This window comes from Enterovibrio qingdaonensis, from assembly GCF_028683135.1.
Classification (GTDB): Bacteria; Pseudomonadota; Gammaproteobacteria; order Enterobacterales; family Vibrionaceae; genus Enterovibrio; species Enterovibrio qingdaonensis.
The window spans coordinates 60,697-81,512 of sequence record NZ_JAJUBB010000001.1 but is presented as its reverse complement, the minus strand read 5'-3'; the positions used below and the strand labels follow the sequence as shown (position 1 = coordinate 81,512).

22 protein-coding genes are annotated in these 20,816 nt (G+C 44.9%); 4 read left to right on the top strand and 18 right to left on the bottom strand.

Going from position 1 to position 20,816, the window contains the following annotated elements:
- The 9 genes from LRP49_RS00405 to LRP49_RS00365 form a co-directional block, all read right to left on the bottom strand.
- Complete coding sequence (locus LRP49_RS00405) at window positions 1–786, bottom strand: DUF1365 domain-containing protein (RefSeq protein WP_274139436.1); 786 nt, start codon at window positions 784–786, stop codon at window positions 1–3.
- Window positions 783–2,084, bottom strand: coding sequence for an NAD(P)/FAD-dependent oxidoreductase (locus LRP49_RS00400; RefSeq protein ID WP_274139434.1), 1,302 nt, complete (start codon window positions 2,082–2,084; stop codon window positions 783–785). Before LRP49_RS00400 ends, LRP49_RS00405 begins: the two co-directional genes overlap by 4 nt.
- Window positions 2,081–2,809: an SDR family NAD(P)-dependent oxidoreductase gene (locus LRP49_RS00395; RefSeq protein WP_274139433.1), complete on the bottom strand. Its 729-nt coding sequence runs from the start codon at window positions 2,807–2,809 to the stop codon at window positions 2,081–2,083. The genes LRP49_RS00400 and LRP49_RS00395 overlap by 4 nt, the downstream gene beginning before the upstream one ends.
- Window positions 2,806–3,255: a nuclear transport factor 2 family protein gene (locus LRP49_RS00390; RefSeq protein ID WP_274139431.1), complete on the bottom strand. Its 450-nt coding sequence runs from the start codon at window positions 3,253–3,255 to the stop codon at window positions 2,806–2,808. The genes LRP49_RS00395 and LRP49_RS00390 overlap by 4 nt, the downstream gene beginning before the upstream one ends.
- Window positions 3,252–4,703 (bottom strand): deoxyribodipyrimidine photo-lyase, encoded by a 1,452-nt coding sequence (phrB, locus tag LRP49_RS00385; RefSeq protein ID WP_274139430.1) that lies wholly within the window; start codon window positions 4,701–4,703, stop codon window positions 3,252–3,254. Before phrB ends, LRP49_RS00390 begins: the two co-directional genes overlap by 4 nt.
- Window positions 4,700–5,557 carry a MerR family transcriptional regulator gene (locus tag LRP49_RS00380; protein ID WP_274139429.1) on the bottom strand — a complete coding sequence of 286 codons (858 nt, stop codon included), beginning with the start codon at window positions 5,555–5,557 and terminating at the stop codon, window positions 4,700–4,702. Before LRP49_RS00380 ends, phrB begins: the two co-directional genes overlap by 4 nt.
- Entirely contained in the window at window positions 5,547–6,506 is a 960-nt protein-coding gene (locus tag LRP49_RS00375) for a YbgA family protein (protein ID WP_274139427.1), read from the bottom strand. The genes LRP49_RS00380 and LRP49_RS00375 overlap by 11 nt, the downstream gene beginning before the upstream one ends.
- 188 nt (window positions 6,507–6,694) lie before the next feature.
- The gene (gene sbmA / locus LRP49_RS00370) at window positions 6,695–7,702 is read right to left on the bottom strand and encodes a peptide antibiotic transporter SbmA (RefSeq protein WP_274139426.1); all 1,008 of its coding nucleotides are present in this window, start codon (window positions 7,700–7,702) and stop codon (window positions 6,695–6,697) included.
- A 535-nt stretch (window positions 7,703–8,237) separates the two neighbouring features.
- On the bottom strand, window positions 8,238–9,638 hold the full coding sequence (locus tag LRP49_RS00365; protein ID WP_274139424.1) for an EAL domain-containing protein: 1,401 nt from the start codon (window positions 9,636–9,638) through the stop codon (window positions 8,238–8,240).
- Between the two features lie 514 nt (window positions 9,639–10,152).
- Here LRP49_RS00365 and LRP49_RS00360 point away from each other — a divergent pair.
- Complete coding sequence (locus LRP49_RS00360; protein WP_337992936.1) at window positions 10,153–12,306, top strand: putative bifunctional diguanylate cyclase/phosphodiesterase; 2,154 nt, start codon at window positions 10,153–10,155, stop codon at window positions 12,304–12,306.
- A gap of 22 nt (window positions 12,307–12,328) precedes the next feature.
- Here LRP49_RS00360 and LRP49_RS00355 read toward each other — a convergent pair whose 3' ends face one another.
- Genes LRP49_RS00355 through LRP49_RS00345 form a run of 3 tightly spaced genes read right to left on the bottom strand, consistent with a single transcriptional unit; the run spans window position 12,329 to window position 13,871 of the window.
- A complete protein-coding gene (locus tag LRP49_RS00355; RefSeq protein WP_274139422.1) occupies window positions 12,329–12,877 on the bottom strand; it encodes a YaeQ family protein in 549 nt (182 codons plus the stop codon).
- 14 nt (window positions 12,878–12,891) lie between these two features.
- Window positions 12,892–13,233: a GIY-YIG nuclease family protein gene (locus LRP49_RS00350; RefSeq protein ID WP_274139420.1), complete on the bottom strand. Its 342-nt coding sequence runs from the start codon at window positions 13,231–13,233 to the stop codon at window positions 12,892–12,894.
- The gene (locus LRP49_RS00345; RefSeq protein WP_274139418.1) at window positions 13,233–13,871 is read right to left on the bottom strand and encodes a YceH family protein; all 639 of its coding nucleotides are present in this window, start codon (window positions 13,869–13,871) and stop codon (window positions 13,233–13,235) included. The genes LRP49_RS00350 and LRP49_RS00345 overlap by 1 nt, the downstream gene beginning before the upstream one ends.
- A gap of 278 nt (window positions 13,872–14,149) precedes the next feature.
- On the opposite strand from LRP49_RS00345, the gene LRP49_RS00340 reads away from it, so the two are divergent.
- Window positions 14,150–14,578 carry a bactofilin family protein gene (locus LRP49_RS00340; RefSeq protein WP_274139417.1) on the top strand — a complete coding sequence of 143 codons (429 nt, stop codon included), beginning with the start codon at window positions 14,150–14,152 and terminating at the stop codon, window positions 14,576–14,578.
- A gap of 105 nt (window positions 14,579–14,683) precedes the next feature.
- Complete coding sequence (locus LRP49_RS00335; protein WP_274140076.1) at window positions 14,684–15,118, top strand: DUF3069 domain-containing protein; 435 nt, start codon at window positions 14,684–14,686, stop codon at window positions 15,116–15,118.
- A gap of 108 nt (window positions 15,119–15,226) precedes the next feature.
- Here LRP49_RS00335 and LRP49_RS00330 read toward each other — a convergent pair whose 3' ends face one another.
- The 6 genes from LRP49_RS00330 to nhaD form a co-directional block, all read right to left on the bottom strand.
- Window positions 15,227–15,529, bottom strand: a complete 303-nt coding sequence (locus LRP49_RS00330) for a hypothetical protein (protein WP_274139416.1) — start codon at window positions 15,527–15,529, stop codon at window positions 15,227–15,229.
- 118 nt (window positions 15,530–15,647) lie between these two features.
- Window positions 15,648–15,938, bottom strand: coding sequence for a hypothetical protein (locus LRP49_RS00325; protein WP_274139415.1), 291 nt, complete (start codon window positions 15,936–15,938; stop codon window positions 15,648–15,650).
- Window positions 15,939–16,004: 66 nt separating this feature from the next.
- Window positions 16,005–16,334, bottom strand: coding sequence for a hypothetical protein (locus tag LRP49_RS00320; RefSeq protein WP_274139414.1), 330 nt, complete (start codon window positions 16,332–16,334; stop codon window positions 16,005–16,007).
- 383 nt (window positions 16,335–16,717) lie between these two features.
- Window positions 16,718–16,996 carry a peptidylprolyl isomerase PpiC gene (gene ppiC, locus LRP49_RS00315; protein ID WP_274139412.1) on the bottom strand — a complete coding sequence of 93 codons (279 nt, stop codon included), beginning with the start codon at window positions 16,994–16,996 and terminating at the stop codon, window positions 16,718–16,720.
- An 81-nt stretch (window positions 16,997–17,077) separates the two neighbouring features.
- Window positions 17,078–17,539: a dCMP deaminase family protein gene (locus LRP49_RS00310; RefSeq protein ID WP_274139411.1), complete on the bottom strand. Its 462-nt coding sequence runs from the start codon at window positions 17,537–17,539 to the stop codon at window positions 17,078–17,080.
- Between the two features lie 109 nt (window positions 17,540–17,648).
- Window positions 17,649–19,070 carry a sodium:proton antiporter NhaD gene (nhaD, locus tag LRP49_RS00305; RefSeq protein WP_274139410.1) on the bottom strand — a complete coding sequence of 474 codons (1,422 nt, stop codon included), beginning with the start codon at window positions 19,068–19,070 and terminating at the stop codon, window positions 17,649–17,651.
- 773 nt (window positions 19,071–19,843) lie between these two features.
- On the opposite strand from nhaD, the gene LRP49_RS00300 reads away from it, so the two are divergent.
- On the top strand, window positions 19,844–20,812 hold the full coding sequence (locus tag LRP49_RS00300; protein WP_420791509.1) for an ABC transporter substrate binding protein: 969 nt from the start codon (window positions 19,844–19,846) through the stop codon (window positions 20,810–20,812).
- Window positions 20,813–20,816: the final 4 nt, after the last annotated feature.

Here is a 20,816-nt window from a genome sequence, read left to right as displayed (position 1 = left end):
TTACTCCTTCACCTGTTCTGGGTGTCCATAGAACTTCGCGCCCTTGATCCATAACTTAAGAGCCTCCCAGTAAATTGACACGACAACCTTGATCGTCATTATTGGGGTCTTCGCGATGAGCTTTGCGAGTTCCATTGACGTAAAAGGTTGTCTTTTCAACGCGAGCGTTGCATCAAACTCGCGCTTCTCTCTGTGAGTTTCTAAGTGCACAAATGCGGTTTTATCCAGTGCCCTCAATTTCCAAACGTACTTCTGGTCAATCGGGTTAAACGGTGACACGTGGAATGCTTTGTCATTTTCCCAATACTTACCTGCTGGAACCGCGTAGTAGTGACGCTGATTCCACGGGGTGTTACTCACTTCAGCCAATACGTACTGCCAACGATTTTGATCGTCGTAAACGTAATAAAAATTAACCGGACTGAAATATAGGCCGAAGTAACGCAGATGACAGAGCGCAAGCACTTTCCCACTAAACTTTTTTCCGGTTAGCGCAAACACCTTGTCCTGCACCGCTTGCTTCGTATCTTCACGCCCTTGCATGTAATCAGGTCGGTAAAATGACGCCATCGCCCATTTACGTGATGAAAACCCTCGAACTGACGAAGACAAAATCTCTATCTCGTCCAAATCAACCAGTGCCATAAACATGGGGTAGGTAAATGTATGCTCAACGGGGGAAAAACGGCGATGTCTAACGCTTCCAACAAATAAACCACTGTTAAGCTGTTGTTGTTTTTGACACGCATTTTTTTCATGCGCATTAACGGGGGCTTCACTTGTCATGAGGCTTTCCTTAATGCAGCTCCACCTAATGAACCGTGCGACAGTGAAATACCGTTGATCACATCTAGCGCACTACGAACACCGTCTTCATGAAATCCGTTATACCAATACGCGCCGCAGAACCAGGTGTTGTTGTGACCGTTGATCACATGACGCTTCCCTTGCGCGTCAATGCATTTTTGGTCAAATACCGGATGGGCATAGACAAACTTACGGAGGATCTTGCTCGGATCGATGCTGTCCGTTTGGTTCAAGGTGACACAAAACGTTTCTGGTGATTTGATGCCCTGAAGAATGTTCATGTTGTACGTCAGTGCTGCTGGTCGAGTTTCTCGGTTATCTTGAATACCAAGGTGATAATTCCAACTTGCCCACGCTGCTTTTCTGGTGGGCAGCATCGCTTCGTCCGTGTGCAGAACAACCTCATTGTTCTGATATTCGATTGAAGAGAGCAAATTCGTTTCGTCGAACGTGGCACCATCGAGCAGAGCTAAAGCTTGGTCGCTGTGACAGGCAAAAATTACCTGATCGAATTTCTCAGCATTTTCAGCGGTATTGATGGTCACTTCATTCTCGCTGCGCACTACTGAGCGAATGTCCGCACCTAGCCGGATACGATCTTCAAATGGCGGTATTAGCTTTCTGACGTATTCACGCGATCCCCCTGGAATGACATACCATTGAGGGCGATTAGTGACATCTAACAAGCCATGGTTTTGAAAAAATCGCAGGAAAAACTTGAGCGGAAAGGCTCTCATATCAGACAGTGTTGATGACCAAATCGCCGCACCCATGGGAAGGATGTAGTTCTGACAGAAATACTCGCTATATCCACGCTGAGAGAGAAATTCCCCTAGCGTCTGCTCAGTCAGCCCATTGCCGTGGGCAGCCTGAGAATATGACGCTCTGGCCTCTTTGTTAAAGCGTAAAATCTCCGCGATAAACCCATAAAAACGTGGATTAAACAAATTACGTTTTTGAGCGAACAACGAAGAAACACTGTGTCCGTTATATTCGAGCCCATTGTCTTCATTGCGTACGCTAAAACTCATTTCAGTTTCTTGCGCACTCACGCCTATTTCTGACAACAAGGTTTGAAAATTTGGGTATGTTCTGTCGTTAAACACAATAAAACCCGTGTCTATCGCGTACTTTCCACTCGCTACTTCAACATCAATGGTTGCGGTATGACCTCCAACGTAATCGTTGGCTTCGTAAACAGTGATGTCATGCTCACGATGCAGATAATGAGCACACGTCAAACCCGAGATCCCGGAACCAATAATTGCAATTCTCATTGTGTTTTCCTTGTCATTTTCTTTACGAGCGCAATCTGCATTGAGCTAGGTAGTGTTGACAGCATTTTGAGGAAGTAACTGAATTTACGTGGGAAATGGACCTCACTTTTCCGTTTGGCTAATCCCTGCCTGATTTCCAAAGATGCTTGTTCCGGCGAGATGAGCATTGGCATTGCAAAGTCGTTTTTGTCAGTGAGTGGCGTTTTCACAAACCCTGGCGATATCAAAGAGACAAATACACCCTTTCTTTCCAAATCAACGGCGAGAGATTTCGCAAGATACGCCACTGCCGCTTTAGATGCGCCGTAAGCTTCTGCTCGTGGTAATCCAAGATATGCTGCGGTCGACCCCATTAGTGCGAGATGCGTTTTATGAGTAAAACTGTCTTGAAGGGCTTCGATACAATTAAGTAAGCCGAACAGGTTGATATCAAAAACACGCTTGAACAAATCAACATCGATACGCCCTTTATCGATATATTCACACGTGCCAGCATTAAGAATGATGAGATCAATGTCAGCGAGGCAACTCAATGCCTCTAGGGTTTGTGCCTTATCGGTCGCGTCAAACATCAGCACACAGATATTGCCGTGCACACCAGATAAACTTTCTAACTTGGCCGAATTGCGTCCACAGGCAATTACGTTCCACCCATCTTGGGCATAGTCCTTGGCCAACTGATAGCCAATGCCAGAAGACGCGCCTGTAATCAAAACCGTCTTCATTGGCCCAACCTTTTCTTGATAAGTTTTACCGCCGATCCGAGAAAAGGGAGTGCCTCATAAAGCATTTCACCTAAATCAAAATAGTCTCTGTGTCTAACAACCCGACCGTCTTTGAGCGTCAGCTTTGTGCACCCGTTTACTGATCTGGCTTCTCCGCCTTGCAACTTAGGGTGTGACAATGTCATGGTCCAACTTAAAAACGCCACGCTTTCGTTGACTGCATAGTCGTGAATTTCAAAACGACAGTCGGTCACGTTCATGTAAAGCGATTCAAAGTAACTCGCGAGGTTTTCATACCCTTCAATGCGATGAGCGGGGTCTTCAAACACCACATCTTCACTGTAAATCTCATCAAGAGAATTGAGATTATCTTTCCTCAACGATGAGTAGATAGAGATAAACTTATCAAGCGTGTCTCTGTCTGAATGGATGGTTGAGTGCATCATGATTCCGCCCTGTGCGTGCTTTGAGAAACTTTCGCTATTTCAAACATGGTAATCGTTTTCTCACGCGCAATTTTGTGGTTGACGATGGGGCTGGGATACGCAAGTTCCTGCCCTTGTTTTTCCGCCCAAGAGTGAGGATCGTGGAGAGCCTTGTCTGGGACAGTTTCTAATTCTTTCAACCATCTACGGATAAATCGGGCATTCGGATCAAATCGCTTACTTTGCGAGTCAGGATTAAAGATACGAAAGTATGGCTGAGCGTCTGTCCCAACCGATGCACACCACTGCCACCCGCCGTTGTTCGCAGCAAAATCACCATCCACAAGACGGGACATGAAATAACGTTCCCCCCAACGCCAATCCAAATGCAGATCCTTTACGAGAAAGCTGGCAACAACCATTCGAAGCCGGTTATGCATCCACCCTGTTTCATTAAGTTGTCGCATGGCCGCATCCACGATAGGGAAGCCAGTTTTCCCTTGCTTCCAGCGCTCAAATTTGAGTTCGTCGCCCTGCCATTCAATATTGTCCGTCCAGCCTTGAAACGCTTTCCCTTTGCTTATGTTTGGATAGCGCGCCACGATGTGCTGATAGAACTCTCGCCAAATGATTTCTGACAACCAAACAAACGCACCTCCTGACCCTTTCTCTAAACAATCCGTTTGTTCAACAAGAAGTCTGGCGACACATTGTCTCGGGGAAATCGCGCCGATTGCTAAGTACGGTGATAACTGGCTGGTGGCGGGAATAGCAGGAAAATCTCTGGCTTCGTCATATTGCGTTACGCGGTAACGGCAGTAATCACGAAGACGTTGAATAATGGTGCTGTCGTCAATAGGCCAACTAACAGAATCGATTTGTGGATAATGAAATTCGATGGCGTTTTGTTGTTTTAGCAGGCCTTGCGTCAATGCATTCGTTTCTACAGGTTCCGGCGTAGCCAGAGGCTGAGGCAAACATTGCATAAACTTCTTTATCCAAGCTTTCTTAAATGGCGTAAACACACGATAGGTATTTCCCTCACCGGTCAAAATCGAACCCGGTGCGAAGATACATTTATCATCAACGGAATTTAACGTTGTGCTAGTTAAGCTCAATAGCCCCGAAATGCCATTGTCCCGATTCACTTCGTCAAACTCGTAATCACGTGTGCAGTAAATATCAGCGATTTGGTATTCTTGACACAGCTGGGCAATCACTGGGTTTATATCGCTATAACCAGCGACACTCTTAAATATCAGTGGAATGTTTAACGCCTCTAGATCTTGCCTTAGCCCCTGTAATCGTCGACTGATCAAATCCGCCTGAATTGGTGCCATATGGTGCTGTTTCCACTGCACATGGGTTTCAAAATACACTGCGATGACAGGTTCGCCATCTTTACAAGCTTCCGTTAACGCAAGGTTGTCTTTGACGCGAAGATCTCGCCTGAACCACATGAGTTTCATTGCGTTTCTCCCTTATGACTGTGATCACCGCCATGTAATTTGGGCGTTGACGCTGGCAATAGCTCTGGATGAATCACTGTGCATTTCCCTGCAATTACCATGCTCAACATCCCTTTCCCCATGATTTCTTCAAGCTCTTTTCGACAACTGGCGGATAACGCTTGGTCAGAAAACACCACCAGTTGTTCAACTGATTGGTCGATTAACGACACATAAAGGCCTGATATTCCGCTATTTACCCCTTCCAATACCGTGACACTGTAACCTTCAAGCTGTAACTTAAGGGCTTTCACGTATATTGAGTAGCCGGGATTCTCATCCAACCCCACCAGCCAACACCATCTAGTGTTTTTTCCTTTTGCGTTATCAAACGCAAGGTACGCGAGAGTATTTCTCAACGCCGTCTGCCACAAACTGATGTAGGGCTTCATCGCAGGCGATTTTTGCCTCAGTAACCAATCATCTAAAGGGTCAAAAATACGTTTTTCCAAAACACGTATGGGGTAATGCTTCGTTAAATCTAAGAGTTGTTTGGTTAAGGCTGTCGCATGTAAAGACATCAGCGCATTTTGAACAGCAACATACTCTGTATCTGGCTGTTCAACTTCTTCATGCACTCCTGTTTGGGTTTCTAGCAAGGCTTTTACCTGACTTACCGCAACCCCTTTATCTAGCCAATTTAAGATGTCTCGTATTCGGCTTACATCACCTGAGGTGTATAATCGGTGCCCCTTCGGAGTTCGCTGAGGCTTAAGTAATCCATACCGCCGTTGCCACGCTCTCAATGTGACGGAGTTTACCCCAGTCAGATCCGACACTTCGCCAATCGTCAGCAAGGTTTCTTCATAGGCCATAACGTAACCTCAAGCTTTCAGGATACGGATTCAAATAGCTCTGCTTGCGTAGGTAGTCGTCAGGGTTTTGTTGAAGGTGGTGGTTTATGAGCGTGAGTGGAGCAAGTAACGGCATATTCCCCTTACGGTAAGACTCAATCAGTTTCGCGAGTTCCGCTTTCTGGTTCTTATTGAGATCACGCTTAAAGTAACCTTGTAGATGCATCAACACGTTAGTGTTATTTTTTCGACTCGCTCGGTGAGCAATAGCCTGCATAAATAAAGTTCGGTACTCATAAAAGAATGCATTGATGTCGTGTTCCGCAATACGGGCAACAAAAGATCCTAGTGCTTTGTATGACGTGGGGCTGTGTGCCATAAGCACCAATTTGTAGCGAGAATGAAAGTCGATGATTGCTTTTCGGGTGATCCCCGACGCCACTGATTGATACAGGTCGTGAAGCGCAAATACGCGAAAGACAAAGTTTTCTTTCAATACAGGATCATTAAGCCGACCATCTTCTTCTATGGGTAACCAAGGCATTCGCTTGATCAGTGCTTGGGTGTATAGTCCCACGCCAATTTTCTCAGAAGCCACATGGCCATTTTCACGATAGATTTTTACCCTCTCCATACCACACGTCGGTGACTTAGCACAGACGACATAACCGCAAAGCTCCATGCTTGCCAACCGCTCAGCAGTGGACTCGCTGAATGCCATCATCTTATCCGTATGGTCAATTTCGCTGTCTTTTGTTTCAACGAGCCGAACACCGATTTCCTCTCCCCGATCCAACAAGCGTATGGTTGGTCGTGGTGTTCCCATGCCGATCGCCATTTCCGGACACACAGGAACATACTCAACGAAAGGTTGTAACTCTTCGCTGACAAAGTGGCTTCGCTTATGTCCTGTATCAAACCTTACCTTTTCACCGATGACACATGCACTGACTCCAAGTTTAATCGCCATTTTGTCGTTCCTTCTTGTACAGGGTTTCTACTTTGTACAACTTAAGCGTAACAATGGATCACTCTTGTACAAATTTTTTTCCTCGTACAACATGAGAACCATTAACTTCCTGGGACACGAAGGCATTTCAAACAACAAAAAAGCCCGCTGGATAAGCGGGCTCGCGAAGTAATAATTTTCCGCAACGACTACTGATCTGTTGCTGCTTCCTGTTCAGCGTTGATTGCGATTTCTATCTGTTCTTCAAATCCTTTCAAACGTTTGTAAATAGACATCAACTCAACAATTGTGCTCCAAGAATGAACAAGGAACTGGAATGAATCCTCAACCTTACCGAACGCACGAAGAATTTGCTGTAGAACACCCAAGGTGATCGCGCCAGAGACAATCGTTGGACCTAACGCAATGTACGGCACGATGACGGTGTACTGAATGTACGACCATTTCGCAATGTCGAAGTACAAGTAGTGGCGATACAGGTTAAAGTAGTTTTTACGTACATTTTGGAACAGTTCTTTGACGGATTCAGGTTGTGCACGGTCGTCATGATCTTCACCGAAAACCAATTCTTTACGATAAGCGGCTTCGACTTTTTGGTTTTTAAACTCAAGGCCTGGCAGTTTGATCCCCACGATGGCCAACAGCACTGTACCAAACAGCGCAGAGAGAATAGCGAGGTAAACCAATGAACGGCTGACCTCACCAATCCACGGTAATTCAGTCACATGCTCACTTAAGGTCCATAGAATTGGAAGGAAGGCTACCAATGTCATGAGTGAACGCATAAAGCTAACACCCAGACCTTCCATAATCCGTGCGAAGCGCATTGTATCTTCCTGAATACGCTGTGATGCACCTTCGATATGGCGGATTTTGTTCCAATGTGACATGTAGTAGTCATTCATCGCAGTACGCCAACGGAACACGTAGTGTCTGACAAAGAAGTCGAGCATGACGGCAATGATGATGTAGACGGAGACGATATTGAAAAACTCAACACATCCTGCGAAGAATTCCTCGAACGTCACAGCGTTTGGTTCAGAAAGGGCTTTTTGTATGAGGTTGTAAAAAGAACCAAACCATTCGTTTACTTTGACATCAATTTCTACTTTGTACCAAGTCACATAGAGAATAAGCGCAGAGCCGAGAATCGACCAATGAAACCAACGCTTATCCAGAAAAAACGATTTAAACATAAACACACATCCTTAGGCCTTGTGTCACTCTTTGAGTCCATAAATAAGAAAGAGTTTCTCGGGTCTGTTGTTCTTTGATGATCAATTTTTGTTCTAGCGAAAAACGTTTTAGGCGCGGCGAGGTGTATGTCGCCTAGTTACTCTAAGCAAATGCAGCTCAACAAAGCACAAAACGGTTTTAGCAGAACCCTTCGGGCAGCGTTTGTGTGGACTTTCTCCTTCGTTATCTGCTTCTCATGTAGGCCAGCTACACATCGAAGCCTCTGCCTTGCATAAAGTCCACACATACTGCTGCAAAAATCATCAACAAAGAGCAACAGACCCTAGTCTTACCAAATTGAACGTAATTTCTCGCCCTATATTTCAGTCTAGTCGTAGAATTTGGAATGACTCGACGTTAACAAATTGATCTTATTGATTAAAACAGCAAAATCAACAAACCACCAGCTATTCATCACGCATTTGGGTGAAACATATAACTGTTGCAAGCTAAAAAGGTGAAAGGTAAAAGGTAAAAGGTAAAAGGTGAATGATGTTATTGAATGAGGATATGTGTCGAGGACAAAGGATCGGAAGGCGTAAACGTTGTTTTGAAAATATCAAACGGAACAGGATCGCCAAAATAAGAGCCTTGCAGCATTTCCACACCGGCGCCTATCAAATAATCTGCCTGCGTTTTGTTTTCGATACCTTCTGCAACCACGTGTAATTTTGATTCTCTGGCAAACGCGAGTATGGAGTCGAGGATTTTGATCTTAAAGTTTTCCGTGCCAATCCCGTCTACGAACATACGATCAATTTTGATCGTATCGATATTCAGAATATGGAGATAAGAAAACGCCCCATAACCGGTACCACAGTCATCAAGTTTGATGGAAATACCTTGCTCGGTCAGCGTTTCAATACATTCTGATGCTTTATTCAAATCACTAAACTTCGTCCGTTCAGTGATTTCTAAAGAAAGAATATGCGGGTCGATACCACACTCTTTAAGCTTAGAGAGTAAGTTTTCTGCCGTATCCGCGCGTTCTAAATAGCTTGGCGAAACATTCACGCTGACAAAAAAACGCTCAGGTAACACGGTACTTTTTAAGTGATGCAACACATTGTCGATAAGCTGATCCGTGATTTTGTGGATTGTGCCGTTTTGTTCAGCGAGCGGAATAAAGGTATCAGGTGGAATATACTCACCATTTGATGCCAGCCACCTGACTAACACCTCACCGCCTACCACTTTGTATTCTCCGCCTTCGGGACGAACAATAGGCTGATAAAACGGCTTGAGTGCATTCGATTCGATCGCCTCGTTAAGTAAGCCCGTCAGGCCCTTTCGCTCCGTCTGATTTAGTTCAAAACCGACCGCAAAAAGTACGCCAAGCAAAATGATAAACACCGAAACCATGTCAACGAGTTCACCAACCAGAAAGTCCACGCCTTCTTGGTTAATATACAGCTTAATCATCATCTTATTTTCACCCATCGGCCCTTCATAGACTTCTCGATAAGGCACATCGGCGTGGTGATAGAGCTGTATCGTCCGACCGTCCACATTGACGGTCATGTATAAGCACATTTCGCAGTTTGAGAGAAAGTTTCGCGGTTGCTGGAAAATAAATCTGAGGGTGCCTTGTGATGTATGGAGTCGCATTTCCTCGAACTGACTGTTTTCCATGATTAACGTAACATCATCGAAGTCCAACTCATCCTCTGGCGGGAAACTGCCGAAAGGTCGCCCTGCTTTTTCACTGTTATAGATGGAACAGGAGTGATTATTGGTTAGGTGAAGGTCGACATAATCGACAAAGAGGTTACTTGATTTTGCTTGATTCATCAGCTCAATGTCTTCGTTGCTACATTGATAACTGAGTTTTGATGACAAGGTTTTCAGCTGTTCAAAGCTCTCCCGGTACAGCCCAGAATAGAGTGTGGACAACACAGTCGCATCCTCCTGAATTTTCTGCTTTACCAGCCAATTGGCAACTGAAAATTGAGAGAAATATGCAACCAGAGCTGACAATATAATTATCAACAATGCTTTCGTATGTTTTTTGAGCCAATCCACTGAGGCCCCTATCCATTCCATCATCCTGTAGCTAAGAATAGGACACTTGAAGGTAATGATTTTAAAAAAAAACGAGACGCTGCAAGGATTCGTATCAGTAATCAGGTCAATCGTGAAAATCACTGCCGCAAATCTCGGGGGGAGGACTTTTGTTGATTGCATAGCTATTCAGTAACACAATCATGATCTTAGTTCTTATTTTTAAGACATTCTTTCCTTTCTATTACATTGCGATTTGCCCCTGATGACATAGACTTCTTTGAGAGACACATGACTCATAGTTGAGGTTATCCCCTTGCACGACACCACTCAGCGCAATGATCCTTTCACTGAAACGTCGCAAAATGCACCGCGCTTTGTATCTGTCGTCGCGATTGCAGTCGTTTGCATGCTTATCCTTATCTCAACCTTTACCCTGTACCGAAGCGCACAATCGCGCCAGGTCGAACTTCAAGACCAAATGCTCAGCATTGAAGTTAATCGACTACAACGGGCTATTGAGGTGAATTTGCAAAAAGAAGCCTATTTCATTGTATGGCTGGCAAATAACTTCCAAAACGATGGCGATGTCACAGAGCAAAACTGGCGATCTGTCACTGCCAACATCCGCGAAACCTTTCCTTTTTTCGTTGGTGTGTATTGGATGGATCTCGACAATAAAATGGTGCTTCGATCCCCCTCATCGTTTAAACCTAACAATGATGTAAGCGACTGGAAAATTGCCCCCACAGTCAAATTTAACACCATGCCTGTACTGTCAAAGCTATCAACGTCTGATGTCATACAAGGTGATAACGGGGATCTCTATATAGAAATGCTTCATCCGGTCGAATTTGGCGGAAAAATAGCCGGCTATCTTGGGGCACGCTACGACGTTAACCATATGCTGAGTGCTATTGCTGAACAGTTTCTTCGCCCCCAACAAACGTTAGTGTTAAGTGACAACAACGCTCAGTTTTATGGCGAGTTACCCCATCAGCATGGCGTACTCGCCAACATGGTTGATGTGAATGCATTGAATGGAAAATGGCAACTGACCGTATGGCAGCAAACAGAATATAACCTTTCCTATTTCTCGTTACCGATGCTTATTTTTATCTCCGGTATCGTTGTGACCGCGTTAGTCGCAATTTCCCTCTACTTACTGGAGGTCAATGTCATGGGACGACGCGCCGAATCTGAATCGGTCATGAAGCTGAAAGGGGAAATCACTCAACGCAGGGAAGTCGAAGCGCAACTGCAATTCACTGCCAACCACGATCCGCAAACCCATTTACCTAACCGTTTTGCACTTGAATGTTATTTGGAACGTTCTATTCGCAGCGACCAAGATGTTGTGCTCCTGTGTATTGCTCTGGACAAGCTTCAAGAGATAAATGATATGTACGGCTACCTTGTCGCAGATCAGCTATTGCTAGAGGCTGCTAAGCGCTTTAAGTCTGTGTTGCCACCTCACGCCCTGCTCGCCAGAACCAGCAACGACCAATTTATGATCGCCTGCCCGGGCATGTCTCAACTGGAAGCTGAAATGCAGGCTAATCAATTGAGAATGTGCTTAGAAGAAGAGTTCTATATTGAAGATAACGACATTCTCACGAGCTGCGCGATTGGTATTGCATACCGCTACATTGAAGACATGCGTGCTGATGAATTACTTCGACATGCAGATACCGCGTCACACAAGGCCAAAGTATTGGGTAGCCGTAAGGTTGTCGCGTATAACCAAACCATGCAAGAACAACTGAATCATAAAAAAGAACTCGAACGAGCCATTCGTAAAGCGATAAATAACGACGAGCTTCAATTGCATTTTCAACCACAGGTTGATTTGAGAACACGACAAGTCGTTGGTGTGGAGGCTCTTGTAAGATGGGAATCCACAAATGGCGCGGTGATCAGCCCAGATATCATCATTCAAACTGCAGAAGAAACAGGGTTAATGCAGCGCCTTGGCCATTGGGTCGTCGACACTGCATTAAAACAATACTCGCACATGCTTGATGAACGATGCGCCCCAAAGTGCATTGCAATTAACGTTTCCGGTCACGAGTTCCAGGATGGGTATCTCGCCGACTACGTCATTCGGTCTGTCAATCGCTATGATATTCCGCCATCGCGAGTACAAATAGAGCTGACAGAACAGGTTTTCATTGAGAATCTCGAACGGAACCAACACATACTTAACCGTTTAACCACCTCGGGTATTAGTCTTGCTATTGATGATTTCGGTACGGGATATTCGTCACTCGCCTACCTAAAACACTTCCCAGTAAACACCGTGAAAATCGATCGCGGATTTATTAAAGATCTTCCTCAATCGAAAGACGATCTCGTGATATGTCAGGCGGTCGTTAGTATGGCGAACCTGCTTCAATTGAAAGTGGTTGCCGAGGGTGTGGAGACGATTGATCAGCAAGAATTACTGAGAAACATTGGCTGTAACTTCGCCCAGGGGCATTTCTACTACCCTCCAATGCCAGCAGATGATTTGATTGCCTTGCTTAAAAAACAAAGAGCCGGGCGATTATACCCAGCATCTTAACAACGAAATGCGAACGACTGACTTACGCAGCCGCTGTTTTCCAGACATCTGGCATCAGAGAGATCACGGTATCCCCTACTGAGAACCAAATCTGTCCATCTTCAATGGTCGACTGAATTGCCATCGTACGGCTAGATGCTGCCGCTGCCGCATCCAATACTTCATCCACAATATTAATAATGGTCAAGTTCTTGAACGGGTGTAGTTTGTTTAGCAGTGACGCTTTCCATGCCGCCGCAGCATGATCACCGTATGTGAACAGCACGACTTCTTTGGCTTGAGAGCACGCTTTTTTCAAACGTTTTTCATCTGGCAAACCTAGCTCAACCCAGAGCTCGATTTCATCACTGTAATTTTTGATCCAAAGCTCTGGCTCAGATTCTTCACAAAGGCCCTTAGTGAACTGCAAACGCTCGTCGGCATACATGGTCCAAGCCAGTAAACGCAACATCATGCGTTGTTCAGTTTCGGATGGGTGCTGCGCGAGCGTGACGTTTTGGTCGAGGTATACATGTCGTGACATGTCCGCGACGTTAATCGACGCTTTGTACACCGTTGCTTTAAGTGCCATGGTAACCCTAAAAATTAAATGTTGTCGTTGATAAAGACCTGAGCAAAACCACTGTCGTTGCAGAGACGCTCTTTATCTTTTTTGGCCAGACGCTTTATTTTCCATTCAAGGGACATCGCTTGTTGCTTTGTCCCTATCTCACGCGTCCATGCCAAAGAAAGCGGCTGTTTGCCTCTTAAATACTTTGCAGTTTTCGTACCATTTTTCTGGTGTTCGTCAAAACGACGAGCCACGTCGATTGTAACGCCGCAATACAGTGCATTGTCATTAGTACGAATCAAATAGACATGCCATTGGGCTTTGTCTTTTGACGCTATATTTTCGTCAGACAAGGGAGCCTTGTCTTGCGCTTGCATTATTGATTGTTGCCCAGCAGTTCGTTGACGAGCTCTTTAAGCTCGGCCACTTCAGCTTCCAATGCCTCAACACGCGCAGTCAATCCAGTATCGGCAGCGGAAGACACAACAGATGGCTCAGCCACCACTTCAGGTGTTTCAGAACCAAACAAATGGACATAACGACTTTCGCGCTTACCCGGTTCACGAGGAAGCTGCGCAATATGGCCTTTTTCGATCATTTTTGCCAGCACAGACTCTACATCACGAACATCTGAAAATTCACACAATCTATTTGTGCGTGTACGCAGTTCACCTGGCGTTTGCGGCCCACGAAGCAACATCACGCAAATAATGCCTTTCTCTTGCTCGCTAAATTGCAACGAACCGAATTCGGTATTGCAGAATCGATGCTGATACTTGGTCACACGGCTACCAAAGCCTTCAACATCACTAATAAGACGCTTACCTTTCAATAGCTCGACAGTGTCTAACACCTCGGCTTCAGTAAGAGATAAAACAGGATCACGATTGCTTTTTTGATTCGCAGCTGTCGTCAGGCTGTTTAGTGTTAATGGGTATTGTTCTGGAGTTGTGACTTCCTTCTCAAGCAAACATCCGATAACTCGAGCTTCATGGTTGGTTAGTTCGATAGCCATAGTTAATACCTCAACATAGATCGTTATAACGCGAGGTTATAGCAACCAACGCGACAGGCATCAATAACTCTTGTCAGGAATTGCCAGAATGACACACGTAACTGTCTAAAGTTTCGCCCATTTACCGAACGTAGGCATGCAAACGTGTCGCAGACGTGTGATTTCGGCTCAACGAGTAAAATTTTTGTCACGCGCCCTTCCCTATTTCAGATAGTATTCAGAGTATTGAATTTTACATGCCTGTGTCTCTAACCGAAGAGTGAAAGGAGTAGTAGTAAATGGGAATGTTCGGCAAAAGCAAGCCTTCCAATACATCCATGTCTTTAGTCGCCAAACAATGCCGTATTGTCGGTGATTTCGATCTTGAAGGTGACATTCAATTTGATGGTCAAGGCGAAGGTTCTATCATCAACGCCCGCAACGTTGTTATCTCTTCTACTGGCCACTTTAAAGGCAGCATTCGCGCAGATCACGTTACTATTAACGGTCTCGTTGAAGGTACCTGTATTGCTCGCGAAGTTGATATCTTGAGCAACGGTAAGCTAAAAGGCCAAATTCAGAGCGAGCAACTCACCATTGCCAAAGGTGGCTGCCTAATGGGCGAAAACGTCATCAAAGAAGAACCCGCTTTGAAAGTGGTAAACGAGAAAAACAAGAAAGCTGAAACGAACACCAAAGAACAAGATAAAGCGCAAGCCTCTGCATAAGCCTATTAGTGCCTTAAATATGGACAAATAGAGAATGTAATCACGCATTCCTGTTGACTTCACCTACTGGCACTATAGGATGCGCAATGTTTTGCGTTATCAGGAATAAATAAGATGTCTGAACAACAAATTGAAGCTGTAAAGCTAGAAGACATGTCTGCAGAACTGCAGCAAGTTATCAAGTACGAGCAGGTGCCTGCTGAGCTATTCACTATGCTAGCGTCTGTACACGAAGCGTCTGAAGACGTCGTTCGTTTGACTTGGGATTCTTTGCCAGCAAGTGCACAGAACATTCTGGACAACTTCGAACAGTTCCACGCGCTAGTTAGCCTAAGCCAAAGCTACGCGGGTCTGGATTTCATGCAAGAAACTCAAGACATGAAATTCGAAGACATGAACGAAGAGCAAACGGCTGAGTACAAAGCGACTCTGCTGGACAAAATTCTTCACAACTGTGTGAAAGACCTTGCGAAGCAACTGAAGCAAGCGCGTCTGAAGCCTGTTATGAAGCGTGAGTTCCGTGAGATCTTCACTAAGTAACTGTTCTGTAAAGCACAGTTCTTAAGAAAAAAGAGGTGACGTTGTCACCTCTTTTTTCTACTCAGCAATGATCACGCTCTCAAATCAAGTCACCAATTGAACCGACTATTAAGAGTCCAGCACAAAGAACACTGCCCAAGCTACATTCAGCAAAGGGTAATAAAGTGTTACCGCAAACAAGCAGTCTAACGCTATCAACCAACCCAAATGCTGCTCAAACCATTCCGTTGTTTTCACATACCGATCCGCAATCCAAACAAAGACTAACGCTAATGGCAACCCGAAGATACCCATCGCCCAGTACGTTGACCCAACATCATGGATATAGTGGAAGTAAAAAAGAGTGCTTCCCACAGCAAAGAGCAAATAGGCAATAGCGGAAAGAATCAAACGAACGATTACATATTTCATCGTTTTAGTTTAGCGTTGCCAGATTGACGATCACCTGTGTAAGAGAAAAGTCTCCGTTTTTCTTGAAGTTGAGATGAAGATATCAAAGACTTCCCTTTTTATCCTTGCGTTATAAAAGCTACAAATAGGGTACGTATGATGCAAAGAGGAGCAACACGGAAACGGCCCAAACCAGAAAGAAAAACTTAATACTTACCGCTTGTTCATACAGCCCTTGATCAAAGTAAATGTAGACCATCCTTAGACCAAGCAATGTCCCCAACGAAGCACTATAAAGACCATACGTTACTAAGAGGTTGCTGAAGCTTCTTGATGCATTCATATCGGTGAAGTGCCAATGCGCGAACGCTATTGCTAGGGCAATCAAAAATGCGCTAATCACCCATATCGCATAAGATCTGTACTTCATTGAAATTCCTTTTCAAATACAAAAATGACAGTTTTCACTGAAAACAATGCAATATACTGTTGCTAATTAAAACACCAATGGGAAAACGAAGAATATCGTTGCTAACGCAAATGCTTTTGAAACAAGCACCATAATCAGCAGCTCACCAATTTCCGCCTCAGTCTCCTTTTTCAGGAGGTAAAAAAGTGCTATCCACGATGCGATCACCCCCACATAAGGTATCAATCTGCAAAGAGCCGATAGAAAACAAACCTTTATAACACTAAAAAAACTGCAATACGCCGTAGAAAGCGGCATCCCTGCATAGAGAGACGCTACCTTCATTCCAAGCCAGAGAAATATTGAGCTTAAAAGTAAATCGGCAAATACGATCATTACGATTGAGACTATATCCATACCACTTTCCCTGTTTAGCTACTGCGTGTTAGTCGACAACGTATCCGCATCAAAGACGCGACTTACCCTCCGACAACAAGCAATGGTTAAAATGAAGTTAATAATAGGTGGATTTATATCATCAACCTATCAATTGAACGCTTTCTTCAACGTGTAAATGCGACAAAGTAAACTTTTCTGCATAGTGAAATTGACCTTTTGCAAACCGTGCAAATGAGCAGCACATCAAAGGATAAACCTTTTCAGCTCTAACGAATGCAGGCGGAAAATAATGCTTCTCGTGGAGGGTGAAACGTGAATTTCCAGAAGGATTAGTGGGTTAATATGGGTAGGAAATAAAAAAGGAGATGAATTTATCATCTCCTTTTGTTTGTGCGATTTGATTAGGTTCTGTAGAGAACCTTCACCACATGCCAGCCAAATTTTGTTTTGACGAGGTGTGGTGTCAGTACTTCACCAGTAAAACAGACTTTATCGAATTGTGGCACCATTTGACCACGGCGAAACTCGCCCAAGTCGCCACCTTTCTTGCCTGAAGGACAGGTTGAGTACTTCTTGGCAAGTGTCTGAAATTTTGCGCCTTTTTTAAGTTGCTGAATGATGTCTTCAGCTTGATTTTGGTGCTTCACCAAAATGTGCAGCGCGTGTGCAGTGTTAGCCATATTGCTACCTTCCTACTGCTGTGTTCAATGTGGCCGCCGATTATAGAGATTTCACTCTGAGCACGAAAGCCAATTCTGTGCTTATTCTGAGTCGCGCTTGGGTGGAAGCTCGGCCAACGGTAACCAATGTACTTCGACGCCCGCTTGAGCAAACATATCGGCACTGATTTTTATCTTCTCTCCCCAACGAGAAAGGAAATCTTCACTTTGCTCGGGGCAATATACTTGTGAAATACCCGTTTGGATGATTTTCGCAGCACAGTTCGGGCATGGGAAATGCGTTACCCAAATCTCACAACCTTCGAGGTCACGCTTCGCGAACAGAATGGCATTTTCCTCTGCATGAAGTGTTTTAAGTAGCTTCATGTCGCGATCATCCGTATCCGCACTGTCAGAAATACCGTGTGGGTAGCCATTAAATCCCACCGATACAATGCGTTTACCTTTTGTAATAACTGCACCGACCTGAGTTGAGGGGTCTTTACTCCAAGAGCCAACTAGCTCTGCCATTTGATAAAAACGTACTGCCCACTTCGAGATCATCGTGTTTCCAATGTGTTACCCAAAAAATACTTACCGCTATTTTGCTAAACTGCGGACAAATGCTCAACAAAAAAGAGCGGCCTAAGCCGCTCTTCTTTTCTACATCAGGTTAGAAAGCCCCGCTATTCAACCACAGGTGGCATAGAATCGATGCAACATAGCCGATAAATATGACAGGAGCCCATTTCAAGTGACCGAAGAAGGTGTACATACCTCTCGCCTGCCCCATCAAAGCCACACCTGCCGCTGAACCCAACGATAGCAAGCTGCCGCCTACCCCTGCGGTCAGTGTAACCAGTAACCAGTTACCCAATGACATTTCGGGCTGCATCGTCAAGACAGCGAACATAACCGGAATATTGTCGACCAATGCTGACAAGATACCCACCAATGTATTGGCCCATATTGGATCCCATTGCAGGTACATCACATTTGACACACTTGAAAGGTAGCCAATGAGGCTCAAGCCGCCCACACACATGACAACGCCGTAGAAGAATAAGAGCGTATCCCACTCTGCGTGTGAGACTCTGCGAAATACATCAAACGGAATAACAGAACCTAAGCGACGTAAAGCGGCTTCATCATTCTTTGCCTGTGCCAACGCTCTTTTACGCGCCAACGAGTTTGGCAGCGTTTTGCGCAGGTAAAAACCGAAAAATTGAAGGTATGCCAAACCCATCATCATCCCGATAACTGGCGGGAAGTGAACCAAGCCATGGAAGCCGACGGCGGTTACGATGGTAAACAGGAAAAGCACAACGATGCGCCTCGCACCCCGTTTCAGTTCAACAAACTCCTGCACCACATCTGGCTGTTCTTTCGGTACGAACAACGACATGATAAATGCAGGAAGAATATAGTTAACCACTGACGGTACAAACAAGGCACCAAACTGCGTAAATTCAACAATACCCGCCTGCCAAACCATCAGTGTTGTAATATCACCAAAGGGGCTAAATGCACCACCCGCATTAGCTGCTACAACGATGTTTACGCAGGCTATGTTGATAAATCGTGGGTTATTACCCCCAATTTTCATTACAACTGTACACATTAATAATGCAGTGGTCAGGTTGTCAGCAATAGGTGATATGAAAAAGGAGAGCCAACCTGTGATCCAAAACAATTGACGAAGATCGTATCCCTTACCGACGATCCAAGCCTTCAACCCATCAAATAACCGCCTCTCTTCCATGGCCGAGATATAGGTCATTGCCACCAGCAAAAATAGCATCAATTCTGCGTATTCGAGCAGGTTATGCTCAATCGCGGTTTGGGCAATTTCTATCTTTCCCGCATTGGAATAGACAAAACCCAGTAATAGCCAGATCAAGCCTGCGGCCAAGAGTACGGGTTTGGATTTACGTAAGTGGATTTGCTCTTCCATCATAACCAGCGCGTATGCGCCAACAAAGATAACCAGAGCAATGTAACCTACTGCGGAGTTAGTGAGGTCGAGCGGGGTCCCTGCGCTTGCAGCAAATGCCGTTCCCGGCAACAGCAGCATTAGCGCCATTAGTAGCTTCATTTCTTGCGCCTCCAAGCGAATTGTGTCCTTTGCGATGGGAAAAATCGCTCAGCAGTATTTCGGCCATTAGAGGTGCTGGCACTTTCCCCAAAGCCTTCTCTCTATACAGTTGTTGTTATATGGATGAATTACGCGAGTTCCTTTGTGTAAAGAAATTTGCGTAAAGAAAATCGATGAGAGAAGTAATTGGGCACATATGATAGATGGTGAATGAGAATATTACAGGCCTAACTTCTCGCTTTCTGGCTCACCCCGCAAACATCAACATTTACTGAGAATTTTTTGTCATCAATCCGACTAAATGAGAGAAGGATCTTTCATTTCAATGCGTAAAAGTGTTAGTAGCACGTAATCTCGTTCCTCAACTTGCTATCGCCACCTTGGATTTACAGTGTAATTTGTTAGTGCGTTACCCACCCCAGATCAAACTTTTTTACAAAAAGATGATTTTTCTTCTGTAAAGCTCTTGTGACAGATTATTCACTACCTTATAACAGTAAATGTTATATGTAGGTTTGCATATTGTTTCATTTGAGGTGTAACCCTCCGCTATTATGCTGAAGCTTGAATATCAAAAACATCATAAAAGTGTTGTTTATTCATTGAGTTAACAGCATAAATGTTCAATAGGAACGTAATCAGGCAATACAGTTAGTCTTGTTTTGCAACTTTACTACCTGATTTAACGTCAATTTTTGGATATAACAATGGATTAACACGTGACGATTTAGCCGGGTGCTCTTTACCCAACGTCACTCATCAGGGAGAAAGCGATGAAAATTTCCAAACTAATCATGTCCGCATGCTGTGCTGCCACTCTTTTTACTGTGCCTTTTACCGCCAGCGCAGACACTGCAAAAGTAGCAGTATCACAAATTGTTGAACATCCAGCTCTGGATGCTACACGTCAAGGTCTTCTCGATGGTTTGAAAAAGCTAGGGTACGTTGAAGGTGAAAATCTTGATTTTTCCTACCAGACTGCACAAGGTAATCCTGCCATTGCTGTACAAATTGCACGTCAGTATGTCGGCGAAAGACCTGACGTACTTGTAGGTATAGCCACTCCTTCAGCGCAAGCATTGGTCGCCGCGACTAAATCAATTCCTGTTGTGTTTACCGCTGTCACCGATCCTGTTGGTGCGAAGCTAATTAAAGACATGGAAAAGCCGAACGCAAATGTGACTGGCTTGTCGGATTTGTCACCCGTTGCACAGCACGTTGCCCTTGCTAAAGAGCTACTGCCAAACATGACATCAATCGGCGTTGTCTATAACCCAGGTGAAGCAAATGCTGTCGCACTGGTTGAGTTGCTGCGCGAAGCCGCTGATGCTCAAGGCCTGAAAGTTATTGAAGGCACTGCGTTGAAAAGTGCGGATGTACAATCTGCTGCGCAAATCGTTGCTTCCCAAGCGGATGCGATTTACGCACCGACCGACAATACGGTTGCCAGTGCTATCGATGCACTCGTAGGCGCGTCTAACCAAGCTGGCAAACCTGTTATTGGTGGCGCAACGTCATACATTCCTAATGGTGCTGTTGCCGCTCTTGGTTTTGACTACTACCAAATCGGTGTTCAAACCGCAGATTATGTTGCAGCGTTACTCAAAGGCGAAGAAGTCGCGAATCTCCCAGCGAAAGTGGCTGTTGGTTCTGATCTTGCCATCAACCTCAAAGCAGCTCAAAAGCTTGGCATCACGGTGCCTCAGGCGTTGCTAGACCGCGCAACCACGGTAGAAAAGTAATTCA

Excerpts from the sequence above, each read along its gene's own strand:
- LRP49_RS00405 (WP_274139436.1), bottom strand. The coding sequence starts at position 786 with ATGACAAGTGAAGCCCCCGTTAATGCGCATGAAAAAAATGCGTGTCAA.
- LRP49_RS00400 (WP_274139434.1), bottom strand. The coding sequence starts at position 2,084 with ATGAGAATTGCAATTATTGGTTCCGGGATCTCGGGTTTGACGTGTGCT.
- LRP49_RS00395 (WP_274139433.1), bottom strand. The coding sequence starts at position 2,809 with ATGAAGACGGTTTTGATTACAGGCGCGTCTTCTGGCATTGGCTATCAG.
- LRP49_RS00390 (WP_274139431.1), bottom strand. The coding sequence starts at position 3,255 with ATGATGCACTCAACCATCCATTCAGACAGAGACACGCTTGATAAGTTT.
- phrB (WP_274139430.1), bottom strand. The coding sequence starts at position 4,703 with ATGAAACTCATGTGGTTCAGGCGAGATCTTCGCGTCAAAGACAACCTT.
- LRP49_RS00380 (WP_274139429.1), bottom strand. The coding sequence starts at position 5,557 with ATGGCCTATGAAGAAACCTTGCTGACGATTGGCGAAGTGTCGGATCTG.
- LRP49_RS00375 (WP_274139427.1), bottom strand. The coding sequence starts at position 6,506 with ATGGCGATTAAACTTGGAGTCAGTGCATGTGTCATCGGTGAAAAGGTA.
- sbmA (WP_274139426.1), bottom strand. The coding sequence starts at position 7,702 with ATGTTTAAATCGTTTTTTCTGGATAAGCGTTGGTTTCATTGGTCGATT.
- LRP49_RS00360 (WP_337992936.1), top strand. The coding sequence starts at position 10,153 with ATGCTTATCCTTATCTCAACCTTTACCCTGTACCGAAGCGCACAATCG.
- LRP49_RS00355 (WP_274139422.1), bottom strand. The coding sequence starts at position 12,877 with ATGGCACTTAAAGCAACGGTGTACAAAGCGTCGATTAACGTCGCGGAC.
- LRP49_RS00350 (WP_274139420.1), bottom strand. The coding sequence starts at position 13,233 with ATGCAAGCGCAAGACAAGGCTCCCTTGTCTGACGAAAATATAGCGTCA.
- LRP49_RS00345 (WP_274139418.1), bottom strand. The coding sequence starts at position 13,871 with ATGGCTATCGAACTAACCAACCATGAAGCTCGAGTTATCGGATGTTTG.
- LRP49_RS00340 (WP_274139417.1), top strand. The coding sequence starts at position 14,150 with ATGGGAATGTTCGGCAAAAGCAAGCCTTCCAATACATCCATGTCTTTA.
- LRP49_RS00330 (WP_274139416.1), bottom strand. The coding sequence starts at position 15,529 with ATGAAATATGTAATCGTTCGTTTGATTCTTTCCGCTATTGCCTATTTG.
- LRP49_RS00325 (WP_274139415.1), bottom strand. The coding sequence starts at position 15,938 with ATGAAGTACAGATCTTATGCGATATGGGTGATTAGCGCATTTTTGATT.
- LRP49_RS00320 (WP_274139414.1), bottom strand. The coding sequence starts at position 16,334 with ATGGATATAGTCTCAATCGTAATGATCGTATTTGCCGATTTACTTTTA.
- ppiC (WP_274139412.1), bottom strand. The coding sequence starts at position 16,996 with ATGGCTAACACTGCACACGCGCTGCACATTTTGGTGAAGCACCAAAAT.
- LRP49_RS00310 (WP_274139411.1), bottom strand. The coding sequence starts at position 17,539 with ATGATCTCGAAGTGGGCAGTACGTTTTTATCAAATGGCAGAGCTAGTT.
- nhaD (WP_274139410.1), bottom strand. The coding sequence starts at position 19,070 with ATGAAGCTACTAATGGCGCTAATGCTGCTGTTGCCGGGAACGGCATTT.
- LRP49_RS00300 (WP_420791509.1), top strand. The coding sequence starts at position 19,844 with ATGAAAATTTCCAAACTAATCATGTCCGCATGCTGTGCTGCCACTCTT.